Raw genomic sequence first — 22,413 nt, forward strand, 5'->3', positions numbered from 1 at the left:
GCTACGATCGCGTCTCATGGGGGTTTACGGCATCGACCTGGGCACCACGAACTCGGCCATCGCGCGGATCGACGCCGACGGTCGACCCGAAGTCATGGTCGGCATGACCGGTGACTCGACGGTTTCTTCGGTGGTGCTGTTCGCGTCCGCGCACGACCATCTCGTCGGCGAAGGCGCGCGGCGGCAGGCCCGGCTCGACCCGGAACATGTGTGCGCGTTGGTCAAGCGTCGGATGGGTGATGCCGAGTGGCGGTTCGCCGCGCACGGGGAGACTTGGTCGGCGCCCGCGGTGTCGGCACTGATCTTGAAAAGTCTTGCTGCCGATGCCGAATTCGGTGGTGGCGAGCCGGTCGGGCGTGCCGTCATCACGGTGCCCGCCTACTTCGGTGACGAGGAACGTCGCGCGACGATCCAGGCGGGAACCTACGCGGGCCTCGATGTCGCGGGCGTGCTGTCCGAGCCGATCGCCGCCGCGCTGTCCTATGGTTTCGGACGCCTCGACGGCAGTGTCGACGTCGGCAAGAACGGGCCGCGCGAGACCGTGCTGGTCTACGACCTCGGTGGCGGCACCTTCGACGCCACCGTTATCGAACTCGCCGACCGCCGGATCTCGGTGCTCGCCGTCGAGGGCGACCATCAGCTCGGCGGCGCGGACTGGGACGAGCGGATCGCGCTGTATCTGTCGCAGCAATTCTGTGCGGCCAATCCGGATGCCGAAGACCCACTGGACGATTCGGCGGGATCGCAGATGCTTGTGCTCGCCGCCGAGCGCGCCAAGCGCGAGCTGACCGACGTCGATCGCACCGATGTGGTAGTCGCGCACGATAGGGCGAGAGCCGTCATCTCGCTGACCCGCGACGAAGTCGAGGCGATGACCGCCTCGCTGATGCGACGGACGATCGATCTCACCAGGGACTGCTTGGCCGCGGCTGCCAAACGCGGCGTTTCCTCCGTCGACCGTTTGCTGCTGGTCGGCGGCTCGTCGCGAATGCCCATGGTGGAGCGCGAACTCCGTAAGGAGCTCGGCTTGGCCGGCGAGCTACGCGACCCCGATCTCTCGGTGGCTCGCGGCGCCGCGCTCTACGGCGAAAAGCTGGAGATGGAGCGGCTGGTCGTCGCGGACCTGGTGACGCGCGGCAGGCTGCGCGACGGAGCCGGCATCCACGATGCGCCGCAACAAGATCTGGACAACGCCGTTGCCAGGGTCGCCGAGTCGTTCGGGCAACCGGTCGGTCTGGTGCGCCGGATGCTGGAAATTCAGGTCGACACGGTCGTATCGCGTGGCTTCGGCGTGCTTGCGCTCGAGTATCAGTACGGGCTGGCGGCGACCTGGCTGGTCAATCGCAATCAGACCCTGCCGGTGCGGGTGCGGCGGTCTTTCGGCACGGTCCGCCCCGACCAGGACGAGATCGCGTTGACCGTCGTCGAGCAGCAGGGCCAGGCGGCATCGATGCGGCCCGAGGACACGAAAGTGCTGATAGAGGGACGTATTCGCGGAATACCGCCGGGCTATCCCGAAGGCAGCGAGGTGCGGGTGACCTTCGAAATGGGCTTCGACGGCGTCCTGCACGTGACCGCCCATCACGTCGATGCCGATATCCCGCTGGTTCTTTCGGCGCAGACCGGGGCAACGTTGTCGCAAGCCGACGTGGAGCGCGAGCTGGATCAGGTCCAGCGTTCGCGCCGTCGTAGCAGCTGAGTCGGGTCCATGCAGGCATTCAACCCGAACGACTACCGCAAGCGAGTGCTCGCGGAGGTCGAGCGGCGAGGCGGAATCGAACACTCGGATCCGTTCGAGCTCTACGACATTCCGCTGGATGAGGCGGACTCGCTGAGCGATGCCGAGGTCGCCGCGCAGGTGGCGGAGGTGTGGGGCTTCTGGCAGCGCCAGCGCGATCATCCGAAGTACCGCGTGCTGGTCGGATTGCTGGTAGACGCGCACCCCACGCTGTCGAAGCTGGTGCTCGAGTCGGGATCGCGCCGGGCGGAGGCGGCGCGGGTGCGGGAGGCGCGGGCCCAGCGCGACGCCGACCGATACAAGATGCTCGACGCGGCGATCTCGCGATTGGTGCAGCGCCACGGCGGTGTCCCGGCCGGGAAGGTCGCCGGGTTGGGGGAGATCGGCGCGATGGGCGGGCTCAGCGCCGCCGAGGTCGCGACCCGGCTGCGCAGGCACCGGGTCATCGCCGATGCCGCCGAACCCGCGGTCGTCGGCGTGCTCACCGAGCAACGCCGACGGCAGATCCGGCAGCTGCTGAGCGAGTGGGAACGACTACTAGAGGGCCCGCCGACGCCGACACTGTTCGCCCTGCTCGGGCTGGATTCCTCGAAGGCGAGTCACACCCAGGAGATCCGGCTGCGCGCCGAGGCATTGCGTGCGCGTTCCCGGGAACTTCCGCCGGGCCGGGTTCGAGTGGTGTTGGACGAGTTGCTCATTCACGTCCACGACCTGCTCGAATCGGGCGATGCCGCCGTGCAGGAGTACCTGCGAACGGTGGCCCAGGATGTCGCCGACGAGCTGCGTCCGAAGGTACGGGCCGCGGTGCTCGTCGAAGATGAACTCGTCGGTGCGGACTACCAGTACCTGCTGGACGAGGCGATCTCGTTGGGTCTCGATCATGCCGAGGCCGCCCGCGTGCTCACCCGGATCGCCACGGAACTCGGTGTGCGGGTGGAGGATTCGCCGCGCGGCGTGCCAGCCCCGCCGCCGCCTACTCCCGCACCGCCGCCTCGCCAGTGGGAGGCGCCGCTGAAGGCGGCCCGAGCGGCGTTGCGGGCCGGTCGCCCCACCGAGGCCGCACGTCAGGTGGCCGAGGCGCGCCGGCTCGTTGCCGCCGATGGCGATGGCCTGACGCCGATCCGTTCGGTGGCCGACGAGGTCGATCGGGTGCTCGCGGAGGCAGCGGCGCATTGGCGCAGCGCGACCGCTGCTTGCGCGGCTAAGCGATATGTCGAGGCGCGGCCGCACCTGGAGTCCTTGCAGCGCACCGCATCCGATGTGCCACCCCCGCAATCCGGCCCCGGCCTCGACAAATTGCTCGCCGCAGCCCGTAGTGCCATTGCCGAAGCCGACCGTCTCGTCGCGGAAGCGCAAGCCGGACCCGTCGATGCGCGCTTGCGAGGCATGCTCGCGGCCCAGGCCGTCTGCGCCGATCACGCAGGCGCCGCAGCGGCGCTCGCTACATCGTCGGTGGAGGCGCCGGGCAGCGTCGACGCCACCCGCATGACGAACGGATCGGTCCTGGTGGTCTGGTCTCCGTCGCCGACCGGCAGCGTCGATTACCGGGTGACCCGTTTGCAACCGGACGGATCCTGGCGGGTTGTCGGCCGCACCAAGGCCACCGAGCTCGAGGACGGTGGCGCGCCCGCCGGACAGCCGACCGTGTACGCCGTGGCGGCCATTGTCGCAGGCCGATACTCGGAGATCACGCGGTCCGATACGGTGCCCGAGGCGCGGACTATGGGTGCCGAGCCACCGAAAGCCCAAGGCGGGCAACAACCCTCGCAATCCCAGACTTCGCAGGATTCCGCATGCCCGCAGGACGCCCACGATGATCCGGCACCGAGCGGGATCCCCGCCGTCACCGGGCTGGCCGAACGAGCGGGCTTGCTGGTCTTCTCCTGGCCGACCGGCGTCACGGAAGTCGTGGTCGTCGCGCGCGCCGACGAACCACCGACCACCCCCGACGATCCTCGAGCCCGCGCGTGGAAGGTCACCAACATGCGCTACGAGATCGACGGCGGCGTCCGCATTCCCACCGACCTCACCCGCCCCTGCCACCTGGCCATCGCCTCCTGCCGTCGCGAAACAACCGGAAAACTCACCATCGCCGCCGGTTTCGCCCCAACCGCCCGCTACCGCTGGGACCACTAGGCTAGGAACTTCGCAGAACCGTCAGCGGCGGGGATGACCAGCGCTGGTGGGGGTGGGTGAGGAGTTCGAGCAGGTTGTCTCGTTGGCCTCGATATGGGTCAGCGTGATCTGCAGCTGGTCGGTGTCGCCGAGCCGTGATCGCGCTGTAGCCACGACCACCAACCAATCACCGGGATCATTGTGCTGATGTGCTCGGCTATCGCCAAGGATGATGTGGCGCCAGGCGAGGGCGCATTGCGTATTCGGACCGGTCGGTGACCCGGGTGCCGCGCAGAACCGGGGGCATCTGCAGCTGACCAGTAGGCCCGGATTACCGCTAGCGGGAAGTGTTGATGGGTGCTAGCGGTCGCGACAACGCCTCGGTGGAGCGCAACAGTGGTTGACATGATGCTTACCGAGATTTAAAGGGGCGACATGGAGACCACAACATTGGAAAGAAGCGGGCTGTGCGTCTCGCGAATCGCCTTCGGCACGTGGCAACCCGGCGGCGTGTCGGGTTACTTCGACGAGGACACGGCGAGCATGCCTATCCGCTGCGCCCGCAAGCTGGGCGTCAACTTCTTCGACACCGCGCAGGCGTACAGTTTCGGCGCATCATCACCGACGGCGCCGCCGTCGAAGAGGTGATGACCGGACCCGCCGGCGCGCGGTCCGCCCTGCCGTCGGGTGCAATCTGGATCCAGATTGCACCGTCGGGGTCGAGTCCTGCGCGCGTCTCGCGGACCTCGCACTCCGGAACGACGTCGCGCATCAGCATGGGGTGGAGCTCGCCCTCACCAGTGCGCAGCTGCCACGCCGGCACGAAGCCATCGCCGGGAGGCCTCGTCCAAGCTGGTCAACGATCGAAGTGAGTTCTGCGTCATGATTCGGAAACGGTCACCGAAGCGCGGCTGGCGAGCGTCCGTGCCAGGTGCGGCTGCTGCACGCCGCCATCCCGATGCCGGACCATATCCACCCTCGATGCGCGCGCGCTTTGTGTCGTTGTTGATGGGCCCGACAGCACCGGGCCTCACGCGGGGGTTCGTGGTTGCCGCGTCTTTCATTGTGGCGGAGTCGTTGCTGGTCTATTCGCTCGAGCAGGTCCTCCCCGGCGATGGATTCGGTGTGGTCTATCTGCTCGGCGTCCTGGTGGTCTCTACGGTTTGGGGACTCGGGCTGGCGATGGCGACGTCGGTGGCCAGCGCCATCGCCTTCGAATATTTCCGTAACTGGCCCGTGGACTTCACCTCGACCGGGGCCCAGGACGCGGTGGCCCTCACAGTTTTCCTGGTCGTCGCGTTACTAGCCAACACTCTCGCGGCCTTGGCCCGATCGCACGCCGCCGAGGTAGATCGACGCCGCCGGGAGGTCGAGGCGGTCAACAACGCACTCTTGGCGAGCCACGCCGAGCTGAGCGCGCTAGCGGAGCAACAGGCCGCGTTGCGACGGGTTGCCACGCTGGTCGCGCGCGGTGCGACGTCGTCAGAGGTGTTCTCGGCGGTGGCGGAAGAGTCGGCCCGATTCCTGGGCGTGTCCAGCGCGACGCTGTTCCGCTACGAGCCTGATGGCTCCGGCATTCTTGTCGCGGCCCGCAACGAGCCCGGACTACCGACGTGGCCGGTCGGCGAGCACTTTACCTTCGAGGGCGAGAACATTCCAGCGATGGTGCTCCGCACCGGAAGCACCGCCCGGATGGACAGTACCGAAAAGGCCACCGGCTCCATCGCCCCACGCATCCATGAGCTGGGCCTGCGCGCGGCAGTCGGGGCGCCGATCGTCGTCGACAGCCGCTTGTGGGGCGCGGTCATCGCGGGCTCGTCGCGACACGAGCCGTTCCCACCCGACACCGAGGCGCGCATCGCGGAGTTCGCCGACCTCGTCGCGACCGCGATCGCGAACGCCGAGGCCCGCGCGGAGCTCACCGCGTCCCGCGTGCGGATCGTCGCGGCCGCCGATGAGGCACGGCGTCGTATCGAACGCGATCTGCACGACGGCGCGCAACAGCACCTCGTCTCGCTCGGACTCGCACTCCGCACGGCAGAGGCCGCGGTGCCGTCCGAACTGGCCATGCTTAGAGGACAGATCTCCGACATCGTGCAGGGTCTGGTCGGCGTCTCAGCGGATCTGCGAGAGATCTCCCTGGGGATTCATCCGGCGATCCTGTCGCAAGGAGGACTCGGCCCAGCGCTCAAGGCGCTCGCTCGTCGCTCTGCAGTCCCGGTCGATCTCGACCTGGACCTCGACCGGCGAGTGCCCGAGTCAACCGAAGTAGCCGCGTATTACGTTGCGGCAGAGGCGTTGACGAACGCAGCCAAGCACGCACGAGCGTCCGAGGTGAACGTGTGCGCCAGAACCGAGGGCGTGAACCTCCAGCTCTCGATCCGAGACGACGGAGTCGGCGGAGCCAACCCAGCCAAAGGGTCCGGACTCATCGGTTTGACAGACCGCGTCGAAGCCCTCGGCGGCCAGATGGAGATCGCAAGTCATGCCGGAACCGGGACATCGCTACACGTAACGATCCCGTTCGTGTCAACGGCGGGCGAGTGACCGAAGGCCGGGCCACCCGTCGTCCTGGAGAACGCCGACCCAGTCGGAACCTGCGTAGAGCGGCTCGCTGGATACTTTCGTCAATTCCCGGTGGGCAGGAAATCGCGATGCGAGCCGCTGGCTGGGCGATGAATTCGTCCAAGCGATTCGGTATGGCAGAGAAGGCAGCCGGCATCGGCAGGTTGCTTTCGAACAGAGAGGGCAATCTGACGTCGTTACCTTGGCCGGGGTCTTTGTGGACCGCGAGCCGCGACATGCCAGAACCACCGAAGGAAACCTTCAGATAGTGGTGGGCCCGAACTCGTGGGAGAGTCGAATAATGAGCGGGCGTAGCGAGATTCTCAAACGCATCCGTGGCGCACTCGAGGGTTTACCAGCACCGGAGCCGGTTCCTCGTGACTACGACAGAGCCAGATCTAACGGCCCCGCAGATGTCGCACGGTTCGCGGCGACTGTCGACGACTACCACGCACAAGTGTTCCGGATCAAACGTAAGAGATCGCGACGACGGTGGCGAGACTCTTAGCGGCCGATGCGCGCATAGTCGTTCCATCGGACCTGCCCGCCGAATGGCTACCGGCTGTAGACGTACTGACAGACGACAACTTGCCGGTCTCAATACTCGACGAAGTCGATGCCGTGGTCACTGGTTGCGCGGTCGGCATCGCGGCTACCGGAACAATCGTGCTTGATGCCGGCGCCGCACAGGGGCGCCGCGTGCTTACTCTCGTTCCCGATCATCATATTTGTATCGTTTTCGCGGATCAGCTGGTCGATACAGTGCCGCAGGCGTTTATGGTTCTCGATCCGAGGCGACCACTCACATTCGTCAGCGGTCCAAGCGCGACGAGCGATATAGAACTGAGCCGTGTCGAAGGAGTGCATGGTCCTCGCACTCTGGACGTCCTGATTGTGGAATGAGAGGCGCAGTGAGACTGCGTTCTCCACGTAAGCCGCGGTCGTCGACGCACGCATCGGTAGGGCCACCACGGGCGCGGGACGTGGTGCGTCGTTCCCGGACGGCTAGGTCGTCGATATACCGTAGCCGGCGCGGCGTCCCCTGCGAGCTCGGACCTGTCGGTTTTGGTGCTGGTCAGGGGCGTGGTCCGATATCGTGGGCCTGTCACATCAGCTCATGGGCCCGACGCACACTCGAACGGGCCCAAAGAACCAGTGATCACCTTTCATGCTTGGACACCTGTGCAGGGTTACTAACTCGAAAGGAACTGAGACATGAGCGCTAAGGACACCCCACTCAAGCTCAAGAAGATCGTCGCTACTGGCGCGATCATCGGCGGTGCCGGCATGGCATCCGTTGGTCAAGCTTCCGCCGCTACCGGTCAGGAATGGGACAGCCTAGCCGCATGTGAGTCGGGTGGTAATTGGAGTATCAACACCGGCAACGGGTTTCAGGGTGGCCTCCAGTTCTCACCGGGCACATGGGCCGCATATGGCGGTACCGAGTATGGGCCGACTGCCGACCATGCCACCCGTGAACAGCAGATCTCCGTCGCCGAACAGGTACTCGCCGCTCAGGGATGGGGCCCCTGGGCAGGTTGTTCGGCTGCGCTCGGCCTTTTCCAGTGAGACAACGGAGCTGTCCAGCGGTTACGAACCGAGTCCGAAGCTCCTCACCGCCCAGTCGGGAGCCCGGGCAGGCCCGTCAACACCGATACCGTCTACGGGTAGCCTGCCGCGGATGTGACTTTGGCCCTGGCTTCGTCGTTGAGGGCCGGCCTGCCCCGTTGAGACCTTCTCCGCGGTGAACGCGTGGTCAGACGACGAGGACTAACTGCGAACGGCAGGACGCTCGACTGACGGTCGGATTGCGATCGTCAGTCGAGCGTGCTGGTTTGAGCGGGTTCGCCGTCGGCTCGGGCGCGGCCGCGTTCGCCGGCTCGACCAGCACGCTCATCGGATGGCGTGTAGTCATGCCCGGCACGTTGTCGACGATCACCGCAGCCTTCCCACCCGCACCCACCGCAGTAGAGCGGTCGGACATCACAGTGACATCACAGCGAAAGGGAAACATCCCATGCAGCGATCCACTCTCTACCACGCGCTCGCGGTCCCGGTGACTGTTGTCCTCGCAGCCACCGGCGCGTGCCTCATCGCCGGGTGCGGCATTGCGTCGTCAAAGCCCTTGCCCGTTAGCGCCGAGCAGGTCACCGTTGCCGCTGACAAGGCGGGGCACCCATGGGCGGCCGCCGCGTCCGCCACCGTAACGCCTGGGGTGCAGACCAACACTATGGGCGCGAGACAGTGCACGGCGAACTACGTCTTCGTCGACGATGCCGGCAACGTGTATGTCGGTCAGGCCGCGCACTGCGCGGGTACCGGCGAAGTGAACGACCCGGACGGCTGCACGGCCGGCAGTCTCCCACTCGGTACCGCGGTGACCTTCAACCGTGGCGGCTTACCGATGTTCCCGGGTGAGGTCGTCGGCCGCGGTCAACTGGTCTATAGCAGCTGGCTGGCCATGCGGCAGGACGGCGAGCATGACCGTAATACCTGCGCCTACAATGATTTCGCGTTGGTGAAGGTCGCCCCCGAGGATGTCGGTAACGTCAACCCGAGCGTGCCGCACTGGGGTGGTCCCGTCGACATCAACACCACCGGAACCGGTATCGGTGACCGCGTCTACGGTTACGGTAATTCCGGCTTGCGGCTCGGAATCGCCGAATTGTCCCCTCAGGCCGGCCAGAGCAAGGCCGACGCGCTTGCTACCGATGGTTGGACACACGTGCTGACCGTGCCGGTGCCAGGGATGCCCGGCGACAGCGGCAGCGCCTTCCTCGACCGCAAAGGCTGTGCTCTCGGCACGCTGTCGAGTCTGGGCATCGCCCTGCCGATCGTCAACAACATCGGTGATATGAGCCACGAACTTGCTTACGCCCGAGCGCATTCCGGCATCTCGGGACTTTCGCTGGTCCTCGGCACCGAACCGTTCAACCCGAACCGCTGAGAGGCGCTGTCAGCGAAAACAGCAGATCCGCCAAGCTGAAGTATGTTGCGTTGGATGCAATTCCGCCTGTTTGGTGCTCAGTTCGAATGCTATTTCGGCGTACCAGCAGGGCTCGGTCAGTCGTAGTCGTGCCCACGCGTACTGCATCGCGGCCAGCCATGCCTCGCCTGGGTAGCAGTCGAAGGTCTTCGCGCGCACGCCGATCGAGGGCCGGTCCGGGTTCCGCGTGCGCGCCGGCACGTACACTCGGGTCGGATCTGACCGGTCCCCGATGACGGAACCACCCGGTTTTAGAGCCAGGTTGTTTTCGATCCGTATTCAGTTGATGCCGCAGGCCACCGGGTGGTGGCTGTGGCTGCAGCGGGCAGCGTACTCGGCCGGGGTCAGATAGCCCAGCGCCGAATGTCGATGTCGTCGGTTGTGGTCTACCTTGTAGTCGCCGATGACGACGCGGGCTTCGAGCAGGCTTGTCCAGTGGTTCCGGTCGAGGCATTCTTTGCGCAGCCGACGGTTGAACGATTCGACGAATCCGTTATTCCACGGCGTGCCCGGTGGGATGTAGATGATCCCGACCCGGTTTGCGCAAAACTGTTGCAGCGCATGGGAAATCATTTCCGGCCCGTTGTCCATCCGCAACACCGTCGGCGACCCACCATGAGTGGTGAAGACCTTCTCGAGCTCGGTGACGAGCCGCTCGGCGGTGATCGAGCGTTCAACCAGATGCAATAGTGATTCACGGGTGTGTTCATCGACCATCGACGCGATCTTCACCGCTCTGCCGTCGATGGTGGAATCGAACTGAAAATCCAACGCCCACACCACCTTCGGTGCATCCGCATCGACCGGCGGCATCGACGAAACGCCGGCCCGTTTACGCGGCTGGTGCTCACGCACCTGCAGCCCTTCCTCCCGCCAGAGCCGATGCACCTTCTTCTTGTTCACCGAGCTGCCCTCGTCGAACCGCAACCGCGCCCACGCCCGCCGGAACCCGTGACACGGGTTCTTCGTAGCATACGAGCGCAGCCAGGCCCGCAAACCGGCGTCCGGATCATCCGGGGTCTGCGCGAGGGGCAGCCGCCGATACGTCGAACGAGCAAGCCCAACGACCTTGCACGCGAACCGTTCCGACACGCCCTTCACTGCTGTGAGCATGTCGACGGCACGGCGCTTGGACGCTGGGCTCAGAATTTTCCCCGGCTGATCTCCCGCAGGGCGTCCTTTTCCAGCTCCGCCTCGGCCAGCAGCCGCTTGAGCCGGGAATTCTGCTCCCGCAGCTCCTTGAGCTCCTTCGCCGCATCGGTATCCATACCGCCGTAAGAGCGGCGCCAGTTGTACAACGTCGCCGCCGACACTTCCAGCTCTGCGGCGATCTCCTCGCCCGACTTACCGGCCGCGGCCAGCTCATCGGCACGGCGCAGCTTCCGCACGATCTCCTCCGCGGAATGCCGCTTCCGTCCTCCAGCCATGATCCCAATCGTCCCTTCTGGCCCCTACCAGGGCCAACAGGACTCTAATACCGAGCGGTCTCATTCATTGGGGACGGGCCAGATCCACCAGCACTGGCCGCGGCCTCGGTAACCGATGCAGCGCCTGCCATCGGGCGTCGGGCACAGCGGCTTAACCAGCCTGCGACAGCCGCCGCACCGGCGCGACGCCGACGGCCGATACGCTGCGCGTCCAGCGTCCCTGTCTGGAGGCACTAGCCTTGTCGCATGGCACGGGATGAGCGCGGGGTAACCGCCCAGAGTGAGGATTTCGCTTCCTGGTACAACGAGCTGGTGTTGAAGGCTGGCCTCGTCGACCGGGGTCCGGCCAAGGGCACCATGGTTATCCGACCGTATGGCTACCGCATCTGGGAGCTGCTGCAAGCCGAGCTGGATGCGCGGATCAAAGCGACCGGGCATGAGAACGCCTATTTTCCGCTGCTGATCCCGCAGAGCTATTTGGAGCGCGAAGCCGATCACGTCGACGGGTTCGCCCCTGAGCTGGCGGTGGTGACCCATGCGGGCGGTAAAGAGCTGGAGGAGCCGCTGGTGGTGCGGCCGACTTCGGAAACCATCATCGGGGAGATGATGGCCAAGTGGATCTCCTCGCACCGGGATTTGCCGATGCTGCTGAACCAGTGGGCGAATGTGGTTCGGTGGGAGATGCGGCCGCGAATGTTCTTGCGCACCACAGAATTTCTGTGGCAGGAGGGCCACACCGCCCACGCTGATGAGCCGCAGGCGCGGGCGGAGATGATGCTCGCGCTCGGCATCTACCAGGAGGTGGCGCGCGAGCTGGCCGCGATGCCGGTCGTGCCGGGTGAGAAGACGCCCGGTGAGCGGTTCGCGGGCGCGGTCGCGACGACCACAATCGAATCGATGATGCGTGACGGCAAGGCCCTACAGGCCGGTACATCGCACTACATGGGTACGAATTTCGCCGAGGCGTTCGGCATCCGCTACGCCAGCACCGACGGGCGAGAAGAGTTGTGCCACACCACTTCTTGGGGTATGAGCACCAGAATGCTGGTGGGGTGGTGATGACTCATGGTGATAATCGTGGGCTGGTGCTCCCGCCACGGCTGGCGCCGCATCAGGTGGTGATCGTGCCGATCACCCGCGGCGACGGCGCGGACGTTGTGCAGGCCGCGCACGCGCTGGCAGCGGGGCTACGTGAGGCCGGGGTGCGGGTGCACGTCGACGACCGTGACCAGCTCAGTCCCGGGTTCAAATTCAACGATTGGGAACTCAAGGGTGTGCCGGTCCGGCTGGAGCTGGGCCCGCGTGATCTCGCGGCCGGTACTGCGGTGATGGTCCGCCGCCTGGGCGAGCAGGGCAAGCAGTCGGTGGAATTGGAGACGTTGCCGCAGCTCATGCCGAACATCCTCGAGGAGTTCCAGTCGTTTCTCCTGGCTCGGGCAACCGAGTTCCGCGATTCCCATACCGTCGAAGTCGACGAGTGGGCCGCATTCGAGTCCGGGGTTGCCTCGGGATGGGTGCTGGCGCTGCATTGCGGTCAGCCGAGCTGTGAGGACGACATCAAGACGGTGACCGCGGCGACGCCGCGATGCGTGCCGTCCGATGTCGCGCCGGAGGCGGGCCGGTGTGTGCGCTGTGACGCACCGGCCGCCTACGGCAAGCGGGTGATTTTCGCTCGCGCCTACTGAACCACCTGGATCACCCTGGGTTCAGGGTGATCCAGGTGGTTTTCAGGTCGGAGTATTTATCTAGCACGGCAAGGATCGAGTTGCACGACGGTCAGGTCGAACCGGGATCCCCACAGTCCGCAGCAACACCCACTCGACCATCTTGGCGGCGTCGAGCTCCAAACTTGGACCCGCCGGCGGTTCGGAAACAAGCACCGAATACGTCTGCCCAACCATGACTTCGATCTGGATGACCGGTTTCCCGGACTGCTCGACGCGGTCCTGGCCGCCGCGGTTGCTGACGCTGTGGGTGCTCAGGTCAGCCTCGCCGACGACACCTCCATCGTCTCCTAGCGGTTGCTGTGTAGGTGGCTGTTCCGCAATCTCGTTTCGTCGGTGGCGTTCTTCGTCGGAGTGAGATTGCGCAGCGCCGTCAGTCGAGCCGGGCTACGTCCTCATCAGTCACGCCGACATGAAATCGCCGCGCAGCGGGATGACCGATGCGAGGGTCTCGTCGGTCACAACGACCACCTACCTGGCAGAATGAACCGCTGGTAGGACGGGGTTAGGGTACGCGAGAGTGTCCGATCGGCGTAATGACATGGGGTGGCGGCGAGTTGGTAACAGGTTCGTGTCAGAGTAGGTGTGGTGATACCCAAGTTGATGGCGGTGAGCGACATTCATGTCGGCCACAAGGGGAATCGTCCGGTGGTCGAGCAGATTCGGGCGGATTCGCCGGAGGACTGGCTGATCGTTGCCGGGGACGTGGGGGAGAAGACCGACGATATCCGGTGGGCGCTGGAGTTGTTGCGCAGCCGGTTCGTGAAGGTGATCTGGGTGCCGGGCAACCACGAACTGTGGACCACGGCGAAGGATCCGGTGCAGATGCACGGCGCCGCGCGCTACGACTACCTGGTGTCGATTTGCCGTGATCTCGACGTGCTCACCCCGGAGGATCCATTCCCGGTGTGGGAGGGCGCGGGGGCGGAGGAATACGGCGGGCCGGTGACCGTCGTCCCGATGTTCCTGCTCTACGACTATTCTTGGCGGCCCGAGGGCACCACCACCAAGGCGGAGGGACTGGCCGTCGCCCGCGATCGCAATGTGGTGGCGACCGACGAGTTCCTGCTGTCGCCGGACCCGTACGCGACGCGCGACGCATGGTGCCACGCCCGCGTCCAGGTCACCAAGCGCAAACTGGACGCGCTCGCACCCGGCACCCCCGTGGTGCTGATCAACCACTTCCCGCTGGTGCGCCAGCCCACCGACGTGCTGTTCTACCCGGAATTCGCGCTGTGGTGCGGCACCGACCTGACCGCCGACTGGCACACCCGCTACAACGTGGCGTGCTCGGTCTACGGCCACTTGCACATCCCGCGCACCTCCTACTACGACGGCGTCCGCTTCGAAGAGGTCTCCCTCGGCTACCCCCGCGAATGGCAACGCCGCGGCCTCCCCGACCGCCTCCTCCGCCAGATCCTCCCGACCCCGGAATACCCCCCGGGCTCACTGAACAAGTGGGGCGGCCATTTCCAGGTGACGCCGGAGATGGAGGCGTCCGCCGCGGAAATGCGCAGCAAGGCGCAGCGGAGACGCGGGGTCTGAATTCGGCGGCACGCGGTTGTGCGTGCGAGTGGCGGGCCGGCTGCGCGAGATCCTGTCGACTCGGGTGTATTCGCCGGGTTCACTGAACAAGTGGGGCCGTCATTCGAAGTGACGTCGTAGGTCCAAGTGGGGCTGCTATCGCCCGGTGATGCCGGACATCGAGACGGCCGTCGTAGAGTTGCCGAGCAACGCGCCGGCAGACGTGGTCTGATCAGGGAGGGCTCCGCCGGGCGGACGTGCGGGATCGGCTCAGGTCGGCTCGACTACGCTCGTTGGCGATGATCGAGAAAATTCTGCCCGCAGGTGTGGCCTCGGCTGAGCTGTTGGAGTACCCGGAGGATCTGAAGCCGTATCCGGCGGAGGAGCATCTCATCGCGAAGTCGGTGGAGAAGCGGCGCCGGGACTTCATCGGGGCTCGGCACTGCGCGCGGCTGGCGCTGGCGCAGTTGGGTGAGCCGCCGGTGGCGATCGGTAAGGGGGAGCAGGGTGCGCCGGTGTGGCCGCGCGGGATCGTCGGCAGCCTGACGCACACCGACGGGTATCGGGCGGCGGCGTTGGCGCACAAGCTGCGGTTCCGGTCCGTCGGCATCGACGCGGAACCACACGGGGCGCTGCCGGAGGGTGTGCTGGATTCGGTCAGTCTGCCGCCGGAACGGGAGTGGTTGCGCGGCGTCGGTGCCGACGGCTCCGTTCCCGCTCTGCATTTCGATCGACTGTTGTTCTGCGCCAAGGAGGCCACCTACAAAGCATGGTGGCCGCTGACTTCACGCTGGCTGGGATTCGAAGACGCGCACATCACCTTCACGATCGACAAAAGCTCCGATGGCGCGGGCGCCGGAACCTTCCACAGCGACCTGCTGGTGCCGGGGCAGACCAATGACGGTGGCGTGCCGCTGACCTCGTTCGACGGCCGCTGGATGATCGGCGACGGCCTCATACTGACCGCGATCGTGCACGGCTGATGGCGCGCCCGGACGCGCTCGGCGGCCTGTTGATCGTCGACAAGGACGGTGGGTGGACCAGCCACGACGTCGTCGCCAAATGTCGGAAGCTGTTGCGCACCAAGAAAGTCGGGCACGCGGGCACGCTCGACCCGATGGCGACCGGGGTACTGGTGCTCGGCGTGGAGCGAGCCACCAAACTGCTCGGCCTGCTCACCCTCACCACCAAGGCATACACCGCGACCATCAGGCTCGGCCAGGCCACCACCACCGACGACGCCGAGGGCGAGGTGCTCTCGACCACCCCGGCCACGCACCTGGCCGATGACGAAATCGCCTCGGACACAGCGAAACTCACTGGCGACATCGAACAGATCCCCGCCACCGTCAGCGCCATCAAGGTGAACGGCGAACGTGCCTACGCCCGCCATCGTGCGGGTGAACAGGTACAGCTCGCGGCCCGCCCCGTCACCGTGTCCCGCTTCGATATCCTTGCCCGCCACGATATTTCGGACGGCGACTTCATCGACCTCGACGTCGAAGTCGAATGCTCGTCCGGCACCTACGTGCGCGCCCTGGCCCGCGATCTCGGCGCCGCCCTCGGCGTCGGTGGTCATCTGACCGCGTTGCGCCGCACCAGGGTCGGCCCTTTCACCCTCGAACACGCGCGCACCCTGGACGAATTGGCCGCCGCGGCCGAATCGGATGACTCACTGCTCAGCCTCGCCATGGACGACGCCGTCCGAACCGCCTTCCCGCACCGCGAGATCGACGAATCGCAAGCCAACGACCTTCGCAACGGCCGCTGGCTCGAACCCGTCGGCCTCCCCGGTGTGTACGCCGCGATCGACTCGGCTGGACGCGCCATCGCCCTGTTGCAGGAGAGCGGTAAGCGCGCGGCGTCCGTCATGGTCGTCCGCCCGTCAAACCTATGACCCCCAACCCGTAGGCCCGAAGTTCCGGAACTGTTCGCCGCATTCTGGTTAGCGGGTGATGAGGTCGAACGCCTGCGGGATCTGGATCGCGTCCTCGGGGCCGGTGATTTCTAGACTCGGCGACAGCGCCGACCTTTGGTATGTCTCGGATCCGGAGTGGGACAACGTAATTGGTGCAGCAACGGCCGCGCGTCGTGCGATGATCCGGGCAGGTGTACGTGGCGGCGGGCGGTGGTGACGACGAATCGTCACCACCACACCCGATCGGTCGACGGAAAAGGGGAGTCAGTCGGCGGTGGTGAGCCAGATGGCTTCGGCGGCAGGGCTGCCCAGGTCGAGAGTTCGGTCGTTGATACGGATGGCGATGGTGCCTGCGAAGTCTCGGCGCTCTACTACGGCGATGGGGGTGTCGAGGGCTATGCCGACGGAGTCGAAGTAGCGGAGCATGTCGGGGTCGGCATCGGAGATGCGGGCGACGCGGCCGGATTCGGTGGCGTGGAAGTCGCTGAGCTGGCGGGCCGGCGGGGTGGGGACAGCGCCGTCGACCGAGGGGATGGGGTCGCCGTGCGGGTCGCGGCCGGGGAAGCCGAGTTTGGCGTCGATGCGGGCCATCAGCAGTTCCGAGACGGCGTGCTCTAGCACCTCGGCCTCGTCGTGCACCTCGTCCCAGCGGTAGCCGAGTTCCCTGACGAGGAAGGTCTCGATCAGTCGGTGGCGGCGCACCATGGCGATCGCGGCGAGTCGACCGTTTTCGGTGAGGGTGATCGATCCGTAACGGGCGTGCTCGACCAGACCTTGGTCGGCGAGTTTGCGAACGGCCTCGGAGACGGTGGAGGCCGAGACGCCGATCCGCTCGGCAAGCAGCTTCGTCGACACCTTCTCCTGCGACCACTCCTGCGCGGTCCAGATCACTTTCAGATAGTCCTGAGCGACCGACGAGAGCACCGGCGCTATGGTCGCGGTGCTGCCGTGCGGATCGCCCTGCGCTGCCTCGTCGGCCAGCCGCGCCGAGCCGTCGGGCAGCTGCGCGGAGTCGCTGGTCAGCTGCGCCGAGGTGTCGGCCAGCTCGCGTCGGGTGGCGATGTCTCGTTTACCGGGCACATACTCGAGCTTATGCACACGACCGCCGATTCACACATACAGACACTTCGATCGGCGGCGGTGTTGGTGTGAATTGCAAGGTGCAGGATCCACAGCGCCACGCGGGCTACACCGACTCCGGTGACGATAGCCACCGCGACCGCCGATAGAAGCCGAACCCGCCCCGCGCGCCGTTCACCGGCAGCGGCGATGTCTCCCAACGTGACGGGCAGGTTTCGTCACAGCGCCGTTCGCGAGCGCGTCCATTTCCCGAGGCTACGGCTCGTTCCGGTCTCGTTACGGCTCGTTCCGGTCTCGTTAAGCGCCTTCCACCGCCGTCCGCCTCGATCTAACGTCTCATTCGTCAGATGGTCAGACCAAGTTGGGACGGTGAAACGTGGCGGAACGCGCCATTCGCCCGCTCGAACTGCGGGTACGCAGTGTGAGCGTGCAGATCGCGGCGCACCTGGAACGCCTGATCACCCTGGGCGACCTCAACCCGGGAGACCGCTTGCCCGCCGAACGTGATCTCGCGGCGGACCTGCGGGTATCGCGGGCGTCGCTGCGCGAGGCGATGCATGAGCTGGAGGCGAAAAAGCTCATCGAACGCCGGCCGGGCCGCGGAACTGTCGTATTGCCACCGCCGGAGCATGTGCGCGATCTTTACGAACACATCTCCGGCGAGGACCGCAAGCTGCGTGATGTCGCGGAACTGCGCGAGACGATCGAACCGCAGATCGCGCGGCTGGCTGCCGGCAGGGCGACCGACGCGAACCTGATGGAACTCGAAGGCGTGCTCGAGCACACCGTTGAGGGATTGACCGCCGAGGGTTCCGAGAAACTTGATCTGGAATTCCACCTATTGCTGGCGCAAGCCTCACAAAATCCGCTGCTGGCTTCGCTCAACACGTTGACCAGCACGTGGACCCGGTCGGTCCGCGTCTTCTCCCACGCGACAAAACACGCGCGCGAGGTTTCCTATCGAGGACATCGCGCGATTCTCGACGCCGTCGCCGAACGGGACAAAGACGCCGCAGGCACGGCCATGCTCCGGCATCTTCGGGAAGTCGCCGAGCTGACCAACGAAAACTTTCCCCTATAGCCCTTTTCCGGTCGCGTTCACCGCGGCTGACTTCTGTTTGTCCCCGAGAGGAATACCGCCTTGCGTAAAATTGTCCCCGCCCTCGCATCCGTTGCGGCGCTCATGCTCGCAGCGGGCTGCGGCAGCAGCCCGACCACCAGCGCCGCCCCGGCCGCCGCGGCTTCGCCCGCCTGCCAGCAGTGGGACCGCGTGGTTTTCCTGAGTGGAGGCTCGGTGACCGAGGAAGGGCCGGCCGACGAGGTACTCACCCGCCCCAAGCACCCGGCGACGGCCCGCTTCCTGCGGGTGATGGGTGCTGACAGAGCGACGGAGGTCGGCGTATGACCGCGATCAAGGAGACGTTCTCCTTTACTCCCAACGAAGGCGTGCCACCCCAGGTCGGCCCGTTCGCGCATGCGACGAAGTTCGGCTCCCTGGTGTTCGTCACCGGTCAGATGCCGACGGACCCGGCCAGCGGCGAGCTGGTGCCGGGTGACGTGGTCGCGCAAGCCGAGCAGGTGCGCCGCAACCTGGAAGCGGTCCTCGCCCAATTCGGGCTCACCCTCGACGACGTGCTGATGGTGCGGGTTTACCTCACCTCGTTCGACGACTTCGATGTTTTCAACACGGCCTACCGCACCTGGTTCCGTGGCCCACTGCCGAGCCGGACGTGTGTGGGCGTCTCCGGTCTGGCCGTCGGCGCGGACGTGGAAATCGACCTCATCGCCGGAATCCCGGAAGGACAGTAACCAATGAGTCTGCCATTGCTTCAGCCGCACGAAGGCCCCATTCCCGGCGACCACTACCTGCCGTCGACGCTGGACTCGGTGTCCTGGGGATGGCTTCCCGCGGAAGGCGCCATGCCGGCCGTCGAGATGCGCTCCGGCGAGACGATCACGATCGACACCGTGTCACACGAAGGCATCGTTGAAGATCACGGCCGGGATCCCAAGGCGTTCTTCGGCAAGTTCGGCGTCGCTCCCGCGGATATCCTGCGGGATGCCGCGGATATCGCCGCCGGGCACCCGTCCCGGGACCCGAACGTGGCCGGCCCGCACGTCGTGACCGGCCCCATCGGCGTCACCGGCGCCCACCCGGGTGACGTGGTCAAGGTCGAATTCCTGGAGCTCGTTCCCCGGGCGCCGTACGGCATCATCTCGAACCGGCACGGATATGGGGCGCTGCCGGGCGAGTTGCCGCCGCTACCGCACCCGGACTTCGTTCCCAGTCCAGGCGATCCCGAGAAATCGGGCACGGTGTCGCTCTTCTGCCCGGTGTCCGACGACTTCACCGGCAGTCTGATGGCCGGCGGTGGGCGCGCCATCCGGTTTCCGCTCGCGCCGTTCCTCGGCCTTATCGGCGTGACCCCGGCCGGCGACACCCCGCTGAACTCGGTGCCGCCGGGGCCGTTCGGCGGGAACATCGACATCAAGGACCTGGTCAGCGGCACCGCGCTGTACCTGCCGGTGCAGGTCGAGGGCGCCGGCCTGTTCGCGGGTGACCCGCACTACGCCCAGGGGCACGGCGAGGTCGCGCTCACCGCCTTGGAGGCGCCGTTGCGCGCGACGCTGCGGGTCACGGTGTTGCCGGCCGCGCAGAGCCGCGAGCTGCTCGGACGGCTGGATCGTCTGGTGGGCGAGACCCCGCTGCATTGGCTGGCGGCTGGGCTGCACCGCGACCTCAACGAGGCGTTCCGCGAGGCCGTCCGCGAGGCACTGCGGATACTGGAGGAGGTCTACCAGGTGCCGACGGACGTGGGGTACGCCTACCTCAGCGCGGCCGGCGACTTCGTGGTGTCCCAGGTAGTGGACGACGTCAAGGGCGTGCACTGTCTCATTCGCAAGAGCGACTTCGCCGCCTGGACTTGAGCCGCTCAGCCGGGCCGTTACGGGTCAGTGCGCAATGCCGGATGGCGGTCGGCGTTTGCCTGGCCTGGTCCGCGTCTGCTACGTGCTGTCCAGAACGAGCTGCAGCGCCTGGTCCCGGGGTTCTGCAGTCGACTCGTCAGGTGATCCAGAAAATTGGATTCAAAATGGATGAACTGGATCTCCTCAGGAAGCATGCCATCGCCGCCGTTGCTGGTCAATGCAGGAACGGGATAGGTCAGTGCAGGTAGATCGCAATATTGAGAGCAGGTATCCGCACGACAGCGGGATGGCGGACAGTCGCGCAGGCGGCCTACCGCCGCGACGTGATCCCCTAATCGGGTAGTTGTCGTCTGATCCGACGGCAGCCCGAACGGCTTTCACGGAAGGTTGTTCGAGGACTATGGAGCAGGCGCCGCAGGAAGGCCCAGCGCGGTCAGCCGGAGATAGGTAAGTGTCGCCGCGGTCTTGTCGGTGAACACGGGATTCATCATCCGTATACGACACCGGAAGCGTTGTGTGACATCAGCACGCCCGAATACTGTTCGCTACCTCATTTGCGTAGGCTGCGCACTGTGCAGAGATGGCGAAGTCTCGACGAGGTCCCCGCGGACTGGGGGCGGTGCGTGCTCACGATCGGCGTGTTCGACGGCGTGCATCGCGGCCATGCGCAGCTGATCAGCAAGGCCGTGAAGTCCGCTGCCGCGCGCGGTGTTCCGGCGGTGCTGATGACCTTCGACCCGCATCCGATGGAGGTCGTGCGTCCCGGCTCGCACCCGGCGCAGCTGACCACGCTGACCCGGCGCGCGGAGTTGGCCGAGGAACTCGGGGTCGACGTGTTCTGCGTGATGCCGTTCACCCAGGATTTTATGAAGCTGACGCCCGCCCGGTATGTGCACGATCTGCTGGTCGAGCGGCTGCATGTGGTCGAGGTGGTGGTTGGCGACAACTTCACCTTCGGCAAGAAGGCGGCGGGCACCGTCGAGACTATGCACGAGCTGGGTGAGCGCTTCGGCTTCGAGGTCGACGGTGTGAAGCTGATCGGCGAGCACGCGGTCACGTTCTCCTCTACCTACATCCGGGCCTGCGTCGACGCGGGCGATATGGTGGCTGCCGCCGAGGCACTCGGTCGCCCGCACCGCGTCGAGGGTGTGGTGGTGCACGGCGACGGGCGCGGCAGACAACTCGGATTCCCCACCGCGAACGTCGCGCCGCCAATGCACGCGGCCATCCCCGCCGACGGGGTGTACGCGGGCTGGTTCACCGTGCTCGGGCCCGGCCCGACCATCGGCACCGTGACGCCGGGCGATCGCGCGATGGCCGCGATCTCGGTCGGCACCAACCCCACCTTCTCCGGGCGCGCCCGCACTGTCGAGGCATACGTGCTCGACGGCGAGGCCGACCTCTACGGCCAGCACGTTGCCGTCGATTTCGTCGAGCACCTGCGCGGCATGCGCAAGTTCGATTCGATAGACGGTTTGCTCGAGGCGATGGGCCACGATGTAGAGAACACCCGCAAGGTGCTCGCAGCTGCCGAGCCGTCGACATCACCCGACGCCTGAGCCGGAAGCGACCGCGATTCGGTCTTGCCGGAGGCCGTCCGGTAGGGTGAATCCTCGGGTTTGCTGCGGTCCGCGGTGGCACCCGACCCGGGCAACCGGAGTCTCCGAGCGCGGCACTGAAAATAGGAGTGGATGCCCCATGGCGCTGACCACCGAGCAGAAGTCGGCAATCCTCAAGGAATACGGCCTGCACGAGAAGGACACCGGTTCGCCGGAGGCCCAGATCGCGTTGCTGTCCAAGCGGATCTCCGACCTCACCGAGCACCTGAAGGTGCACAAGCACGATCACCACACCCGGCACGGCCTGCTGGCCCTGATCGGTCGACGTCGTCGCCTGTCGAAGTACCTGGCGGCCAACGACATCCAGCGTTACCGTTCGCTGATCGAGCGTCTCGGCCTGCGCCGCTGACGGTGTTTTATTTGCAGCGCCTGCGGCGCTGCGGGGGTTCGCGGCCTCGAAGGCTCGCGTCCGAGCTGCCGAGAATCGCGACTGCGTCGCATGCGTTTCGGCCACTCGGACGCGAGCCGACCGCGAACGTCGCTCGTAAGACTCGCTCCGTGGTGGTCGAGCTACGAGCGGAATGTGCCTGACACGCTCCTTACACGAGGCTGTCGGCGCCCCAGCCAACGGGGAGGCATACAATCTCCCCGTTGGCTATTTGTGTATGTGGGGTGGACTACCCCGGTGCATGACAACATTGCACAGCCGTATGCACCCGCCCGCGTGGCGTCGGTCTTCGGTAGTGGCCTCCCGGCAGGTGAGACTCCGCCGGCGGGCTTCGATCGATGACCGCCTCCGCGTCGCCGAGTCCAAGGGGATCTGGCCGGGTGTGCGCGTTGCAGCCAGCA

The 22,413-nt window shown here is 66.1% G+C and carries 19 protein-coding genes and 3 pseudogenes; 18 read left to right on the forward strand and 4 right to left on the reverse strand.

From position 1 onward, the window contains the following. The first annotated feature begins 16 nt into the window (after positions 1–16). Both ACV7NQ_RS28350 and ACV7NQ_RS28355 read left to right on the forward strand, forming a co-directional pair. A complete protein-coding gene (locus ACV7NQ_RS28350; RefSeq protein ID WP_463362407.1) occupies positions 17–1,699 on the forward strand; it encodes an Hsp70 family protein in 1,683 nt (560 codons plus the stop codon). Between the two features lie 9 nt (positions 1,700–1,708). Next, entirely contained in the window at positions 1,709–3,874 is a 2,166-nt protein-coding gene (locus ACV7NQ_RS28355) for an Ig-like domain repeat protein (RefSeq protein ID WP_463362408.1), read from the forward strand. Between the two features lie 21 nt (positions 3,875–3,895). Here the strand turns inward: ACV7NQ_RS28355 and ACV7NQ_RS28360 are convergent, their stop codons facing one another. Further along, positions 3,896–4,027, reverse strand: coding sequence for a hypothetical protein (locus ACV7NQ_RS28360; RefSeq protein ID WP_463362409.1), 132 nt, complete (start codon positions 4,025–4,027; stop codon positions 3,896–3,898). Positions 4,028–4,288: 261 nt separating this feature from the next. Between ACV7NQ_RS28360 and ACV7NQ_RS28365 the strand changes: the two genes are divergently transcribed. The 5 genes and pseudogenes from ACV7NQ_RS28365 (at position 4,289) to ACV7NQ_RS28385 (ending at position 7,987) form a co-directional block, all read left to right on the forward strand. Next, positions 4,289–4,501, forward strand: coding sequence for an aldo/keto reductase (locus ACV7NQ_RS28365; RefSeq protein ID WP_463362410.1), 213 nt, complete (start codon positions 4,289–4,291; stop codon positions 4,499–4,501). A gap of 396 nt (positions 4,502–4,897) precedes the next feature. Then, on the forward strand, positions 4,898–6,400 hold the full coding sequence (locus ACV7NQ_RS28370; protein ID WP_463362411.1) for a GAF domain-containing sensor histidine kinase: 1,503 nt from the start codon (positions 4,898–4,900) through the stop codon (positions 6,398–6,400). Between the two features lie 83 nt (positions 6,401–6,483). Beyond that, positions 6,484–6,687, forward strand: a pseudogene (locus ACV7NQ_RS28375) ((4Fe-4S)-binding protein); the annotation flags it as partial. Between the two features lie 32 nt (positions 6,688–6,719). After that, positions 6,720–7,321: pseudogene (locus ACV7NQ_RS28380) on the forward strand (LutC/YkgG family protein). 312 nt (positions 7,322–7,633) lie between these two features. Next, positions 7,634–7,987: a transglycosylase family protein gene (locus ACV7NQ_RS28385; RefSeq protein ID WP_463362412.1), complete on the forward strand. Its 354-nt coding sequence runs from the start codon at positions 7,634–7,636 to the stop codon at positions 7,985–7,987. A 187-nt stretch (positions 7,988–8,174) separates the two neighbouring features. Here the strand turns inward: ACV7NQ_RS28385 and ACV7NQ_RS28390 are convergent, their stop codons facing one another. Continuing rightward, positions 8,175–8,357, reverse strand: coding sequence for a hypothetical protein (locus ACV7NQ_RS28390; RefSeq protein WP_463362413.1), 183 nt, complete (start codon positions 8,355–8,357; stop codon positions 8,175–8,177). A 78-nt stretch (positions 8,358–8,435) separates the two neighbouring features. Between ACV7NQ_RS28390 and ACV7NQ_RS28395 the strand changes: the two genes are divergently transcribed. Next, the gene (locus tag ACV7NQ_RS28395) at positions 8,436–9,365 is read left to right on the forward strand and encodes a hypothetical protein (RefSeq protein ID WP_463362414.1); all 930 of its coding nucleotides are present in this window, start codon (positions 8,436–8,438) and stop codon (positions 9,363–9,365) included. A gap of 318 nt (positions 9,366–9,683) precedes the next feature. Here the strand turns inward: ACV7NQ_RS28395 and ACV7NQ_RS28400 are convergent. Further along, positions 9,684–10,831, reverse strand: a protein-coding gene (locus ACV7NQ_RS28400) for an IS3 family transposase (RefSeq protein ID WP_463358517.1) whose coding sequence is annotated in 2 segments (ribosomal slippage) — positions 9,684–10,561 and positions 10,561–10,831 — 1,149 coding nt in all. Because the reading frame shifts where the segments join, the coding sequence is not laid out codon by codon here. Between the two features lie 246 nt (positions 10,832–11,077). On the opposite strand from ACV7NQ_RS28400, the pseudogene proS reads away from it, so the two are divergent. The 4 genes and pseudogenes from proS (at position 11,078) to truB (ending at position 15,976) form a co-directional block, all read left to right on the forward strand. Next, positions 11,078–12,516 (forward strand): annotated as a pseudogene (proS, locus tag ACV7NQ_RS28405) (proline--tRNA ligase). Between the two features lie 627 nt (positions 12,517–13,143). Next, a complete protein-coding gene (locus tag ACV7NQ_RS28410; RefSeq protein ID WP_463365851.1) occupies positions 13,144–14,100 on the forward strand; it encodes a metallophosphoesterase family protein in 957 nt (318 codons plus the stop codon). Between the two features lie 278 nt (positions 14,101–14,378). Next, positions 14,379–15,062, forward strand: a complete 684-nt coding sequence (npt, locus tag ACV7NQ_RS28415; protein WP_463362415.1) for a 4'-phosphopantetheinyl transferase Npt — start codon at positions 14,379–14,381, stop codon at positions 15,060–15,062. Further along, positions 15,062–15,976: a tRNA pseudouridine(55) synthase TruB gene (gene truB, locus ACV7NQ_RS28420; protein WP_463362416.1), complete on the forward strand. Its 915-nt coding sequence runs from the start codon at positions 15,062–15,064 to the stop codon at positions 15,974–15,976. The genes npt and truB overlap by 1 nt, the downstream gene beginning before the upstream one ends. 285 nt (positions 15,977–16,261) lie before the next feature. Here the strand turns inward: truB and ACV7NQ_RS28425 are convergent, their stop codons facing one another. Next, positions 16,262–16,930 (reverse strand): metal-dependent transcriptional regulator, encoded by a 669-nt coding sequence (locus ACV7NQ_RS28425; protein WP_463365852.1) that lies wholly within the window; start codon positions 16,928–16,930, stop codon positions 16,262–16,264. Between the two features lie 523 nt (positions 16,931–17,453). Here ACV7NQ_RS28425 and ACV7NQ_RS28430 point away from each other — a divergent pair. From ACV7NQ_RS28430 to rpsO, 6 genes are all read left to right on the forward strand, one after another. Then, positions 17,454–18,158, forward strand: a complete 705-nt coding sequence (locus ACV7NQ_RS28430; protein ID WP_463362417.1) for a FadR/GntR family transcriptional regulator — start codon at positions 17,454–17,456, stop codon at positions 18,156–18,158. A 60-nt stretch (positions 18,159–18,218) separates the two neighbouring features. After that, positions 18,219–18,482 carry a hypothetical protein gene (locus ACV7NQ_RS28435; protein WP_463362418.1) on the forward strand — a complete coding sequence of 88 codons (264 nt, stop codon included), beginning with the start codon at positions 18,219–18,221 and terminating at the stop codon, positions 18,480–18,482. Next, complete coding sequence (locus ACV7NQ_RS28440; protein ID WP_463362419.1) at positions 18,479–18,886, forward strand: RidA family protein; 408 nt, start codon at positions 18,479–18,481, stop codon at positions 18,884–18,886. The genes ACV7NQ_RS28435 and ACV7NQ_RS28440 overlap by 4 nt, the downstream gene beginning before the upstream one ends. A 3-nt stretch (positions 18,887–18,889) precedes the next feature. Beyond that, positions 18,890–20,005 (forward strand): acetamidase/formamidase family protein, encoded by a 1,116-nt coding sequence (locus ACV7NQ_RS28445; RefSeq protein ID WP_463362420.1) that lies wholly within the window; start codon positions 18,890–18,892, stop codon positions 20,003–20,005. A 572-nt stretch (positions 20,006–20,577) separates the two neighbouring features. Next, positions 20,578–21,564, forward strand: coding sequence for a bifunctional riboflavin kinase/FAD synthetase (locus ACV7NQ_RS28450; protein WP_463362421.1), 987 nt, complete (start codon positions 20,578–20,580; stop codon positions 21,562–21,564). Positions 21,565–21,703: 139 nt separating this feature from the next. Next, positions 21,704–21,973 carry a 30S ribosomal protein S15 gene (rpsO, locus tag ACV7NQ_RS28455; protein ID WP_014986888.1) on the forward strand — a complete coding sequence of 90 codons (270 nt, stop codon included), beginning with the start codon at positions 21,704–21,706 and terminating at the stop codon, positions 21,971–21,973. Positions 21,974–22,413 lie beyond the last annotated feature (440 nt).

The organism is Nocardia sp. Tas62D01, from assembly GCF_055232035.1.

Bases quoted from the DNA above. Each gene is read 5' to 3' on its own strand.
- truB (WP_463362416.1), top strand. From the start codon at position 15,062: ATGGCGCGCCCGGACGCGCTCGGCGGCCTGTTGATCGTCGACAAGGAC.
- ACV7NQ_RS28385 (WP_463362412.1), top strand. From the start codon at position 7,634: ATGAGCGCTAAGGACACCCCACTCAAGCTCAAGAAGATCGTCGCTACT.
- ACV7NQ_RS28365 (WP_463362410.1), top strand. From the start codon at position 4,289: ATGGAGACCACAACATTGGAAAGAAGCGGGCTGTGCGTCTCGCGAATC.
- ACV7NQ_RS28355 (WP_463362408.1), top strand. From the start codon at position 1,709: ATGCAGGCATTCAACCCGAACGACTACCGCAAGCGAGTGCTCGCGGAG.
- ACV7NQ_RS28395 (WP_463362414.1), top strand. From the start codon at position 8,436: ATGCAGCGATCCACTCTCTACCACGCGCTCGCGGTCCCGGTGACTGTT.
- rpsO (WP_014986888.1), top strand. From the start codon at position 21,704: ATGGCGCTGACCACCGAGCAGAAGTCGGCAATCCTCAAGGAATACGGC.
- ACV7NQ_RS28350 (WP_463362407.1), top strand. From the start codon at position 17: ATGGGGGTTTACGGCATCGACCTGGGCACCACGAACTCGGCCATCGCG.
- npt (WP_463362415.1), top strand. From the start codon at position 14,379: ATGATCGAGAAAATTCTGCCCGCAGGTGTGGCCTCGGCTGAGCTGTTG.
- ACV7NQ_RS28445 (WP_463362420.1), top strand. From the start codon at position 18,890: ATGAGTCTGCCATTGCTTCAGCCGCACGAAGGCCCCATTCCCGGCGAC.
- ACV7NQ_RS28440 (WP_463362419.1), top strand. From the start codon at position 18,479: ATGACCGCGATCAAGGAGACGTTCTCCTTTACTCCCAACGAAGGCGTG.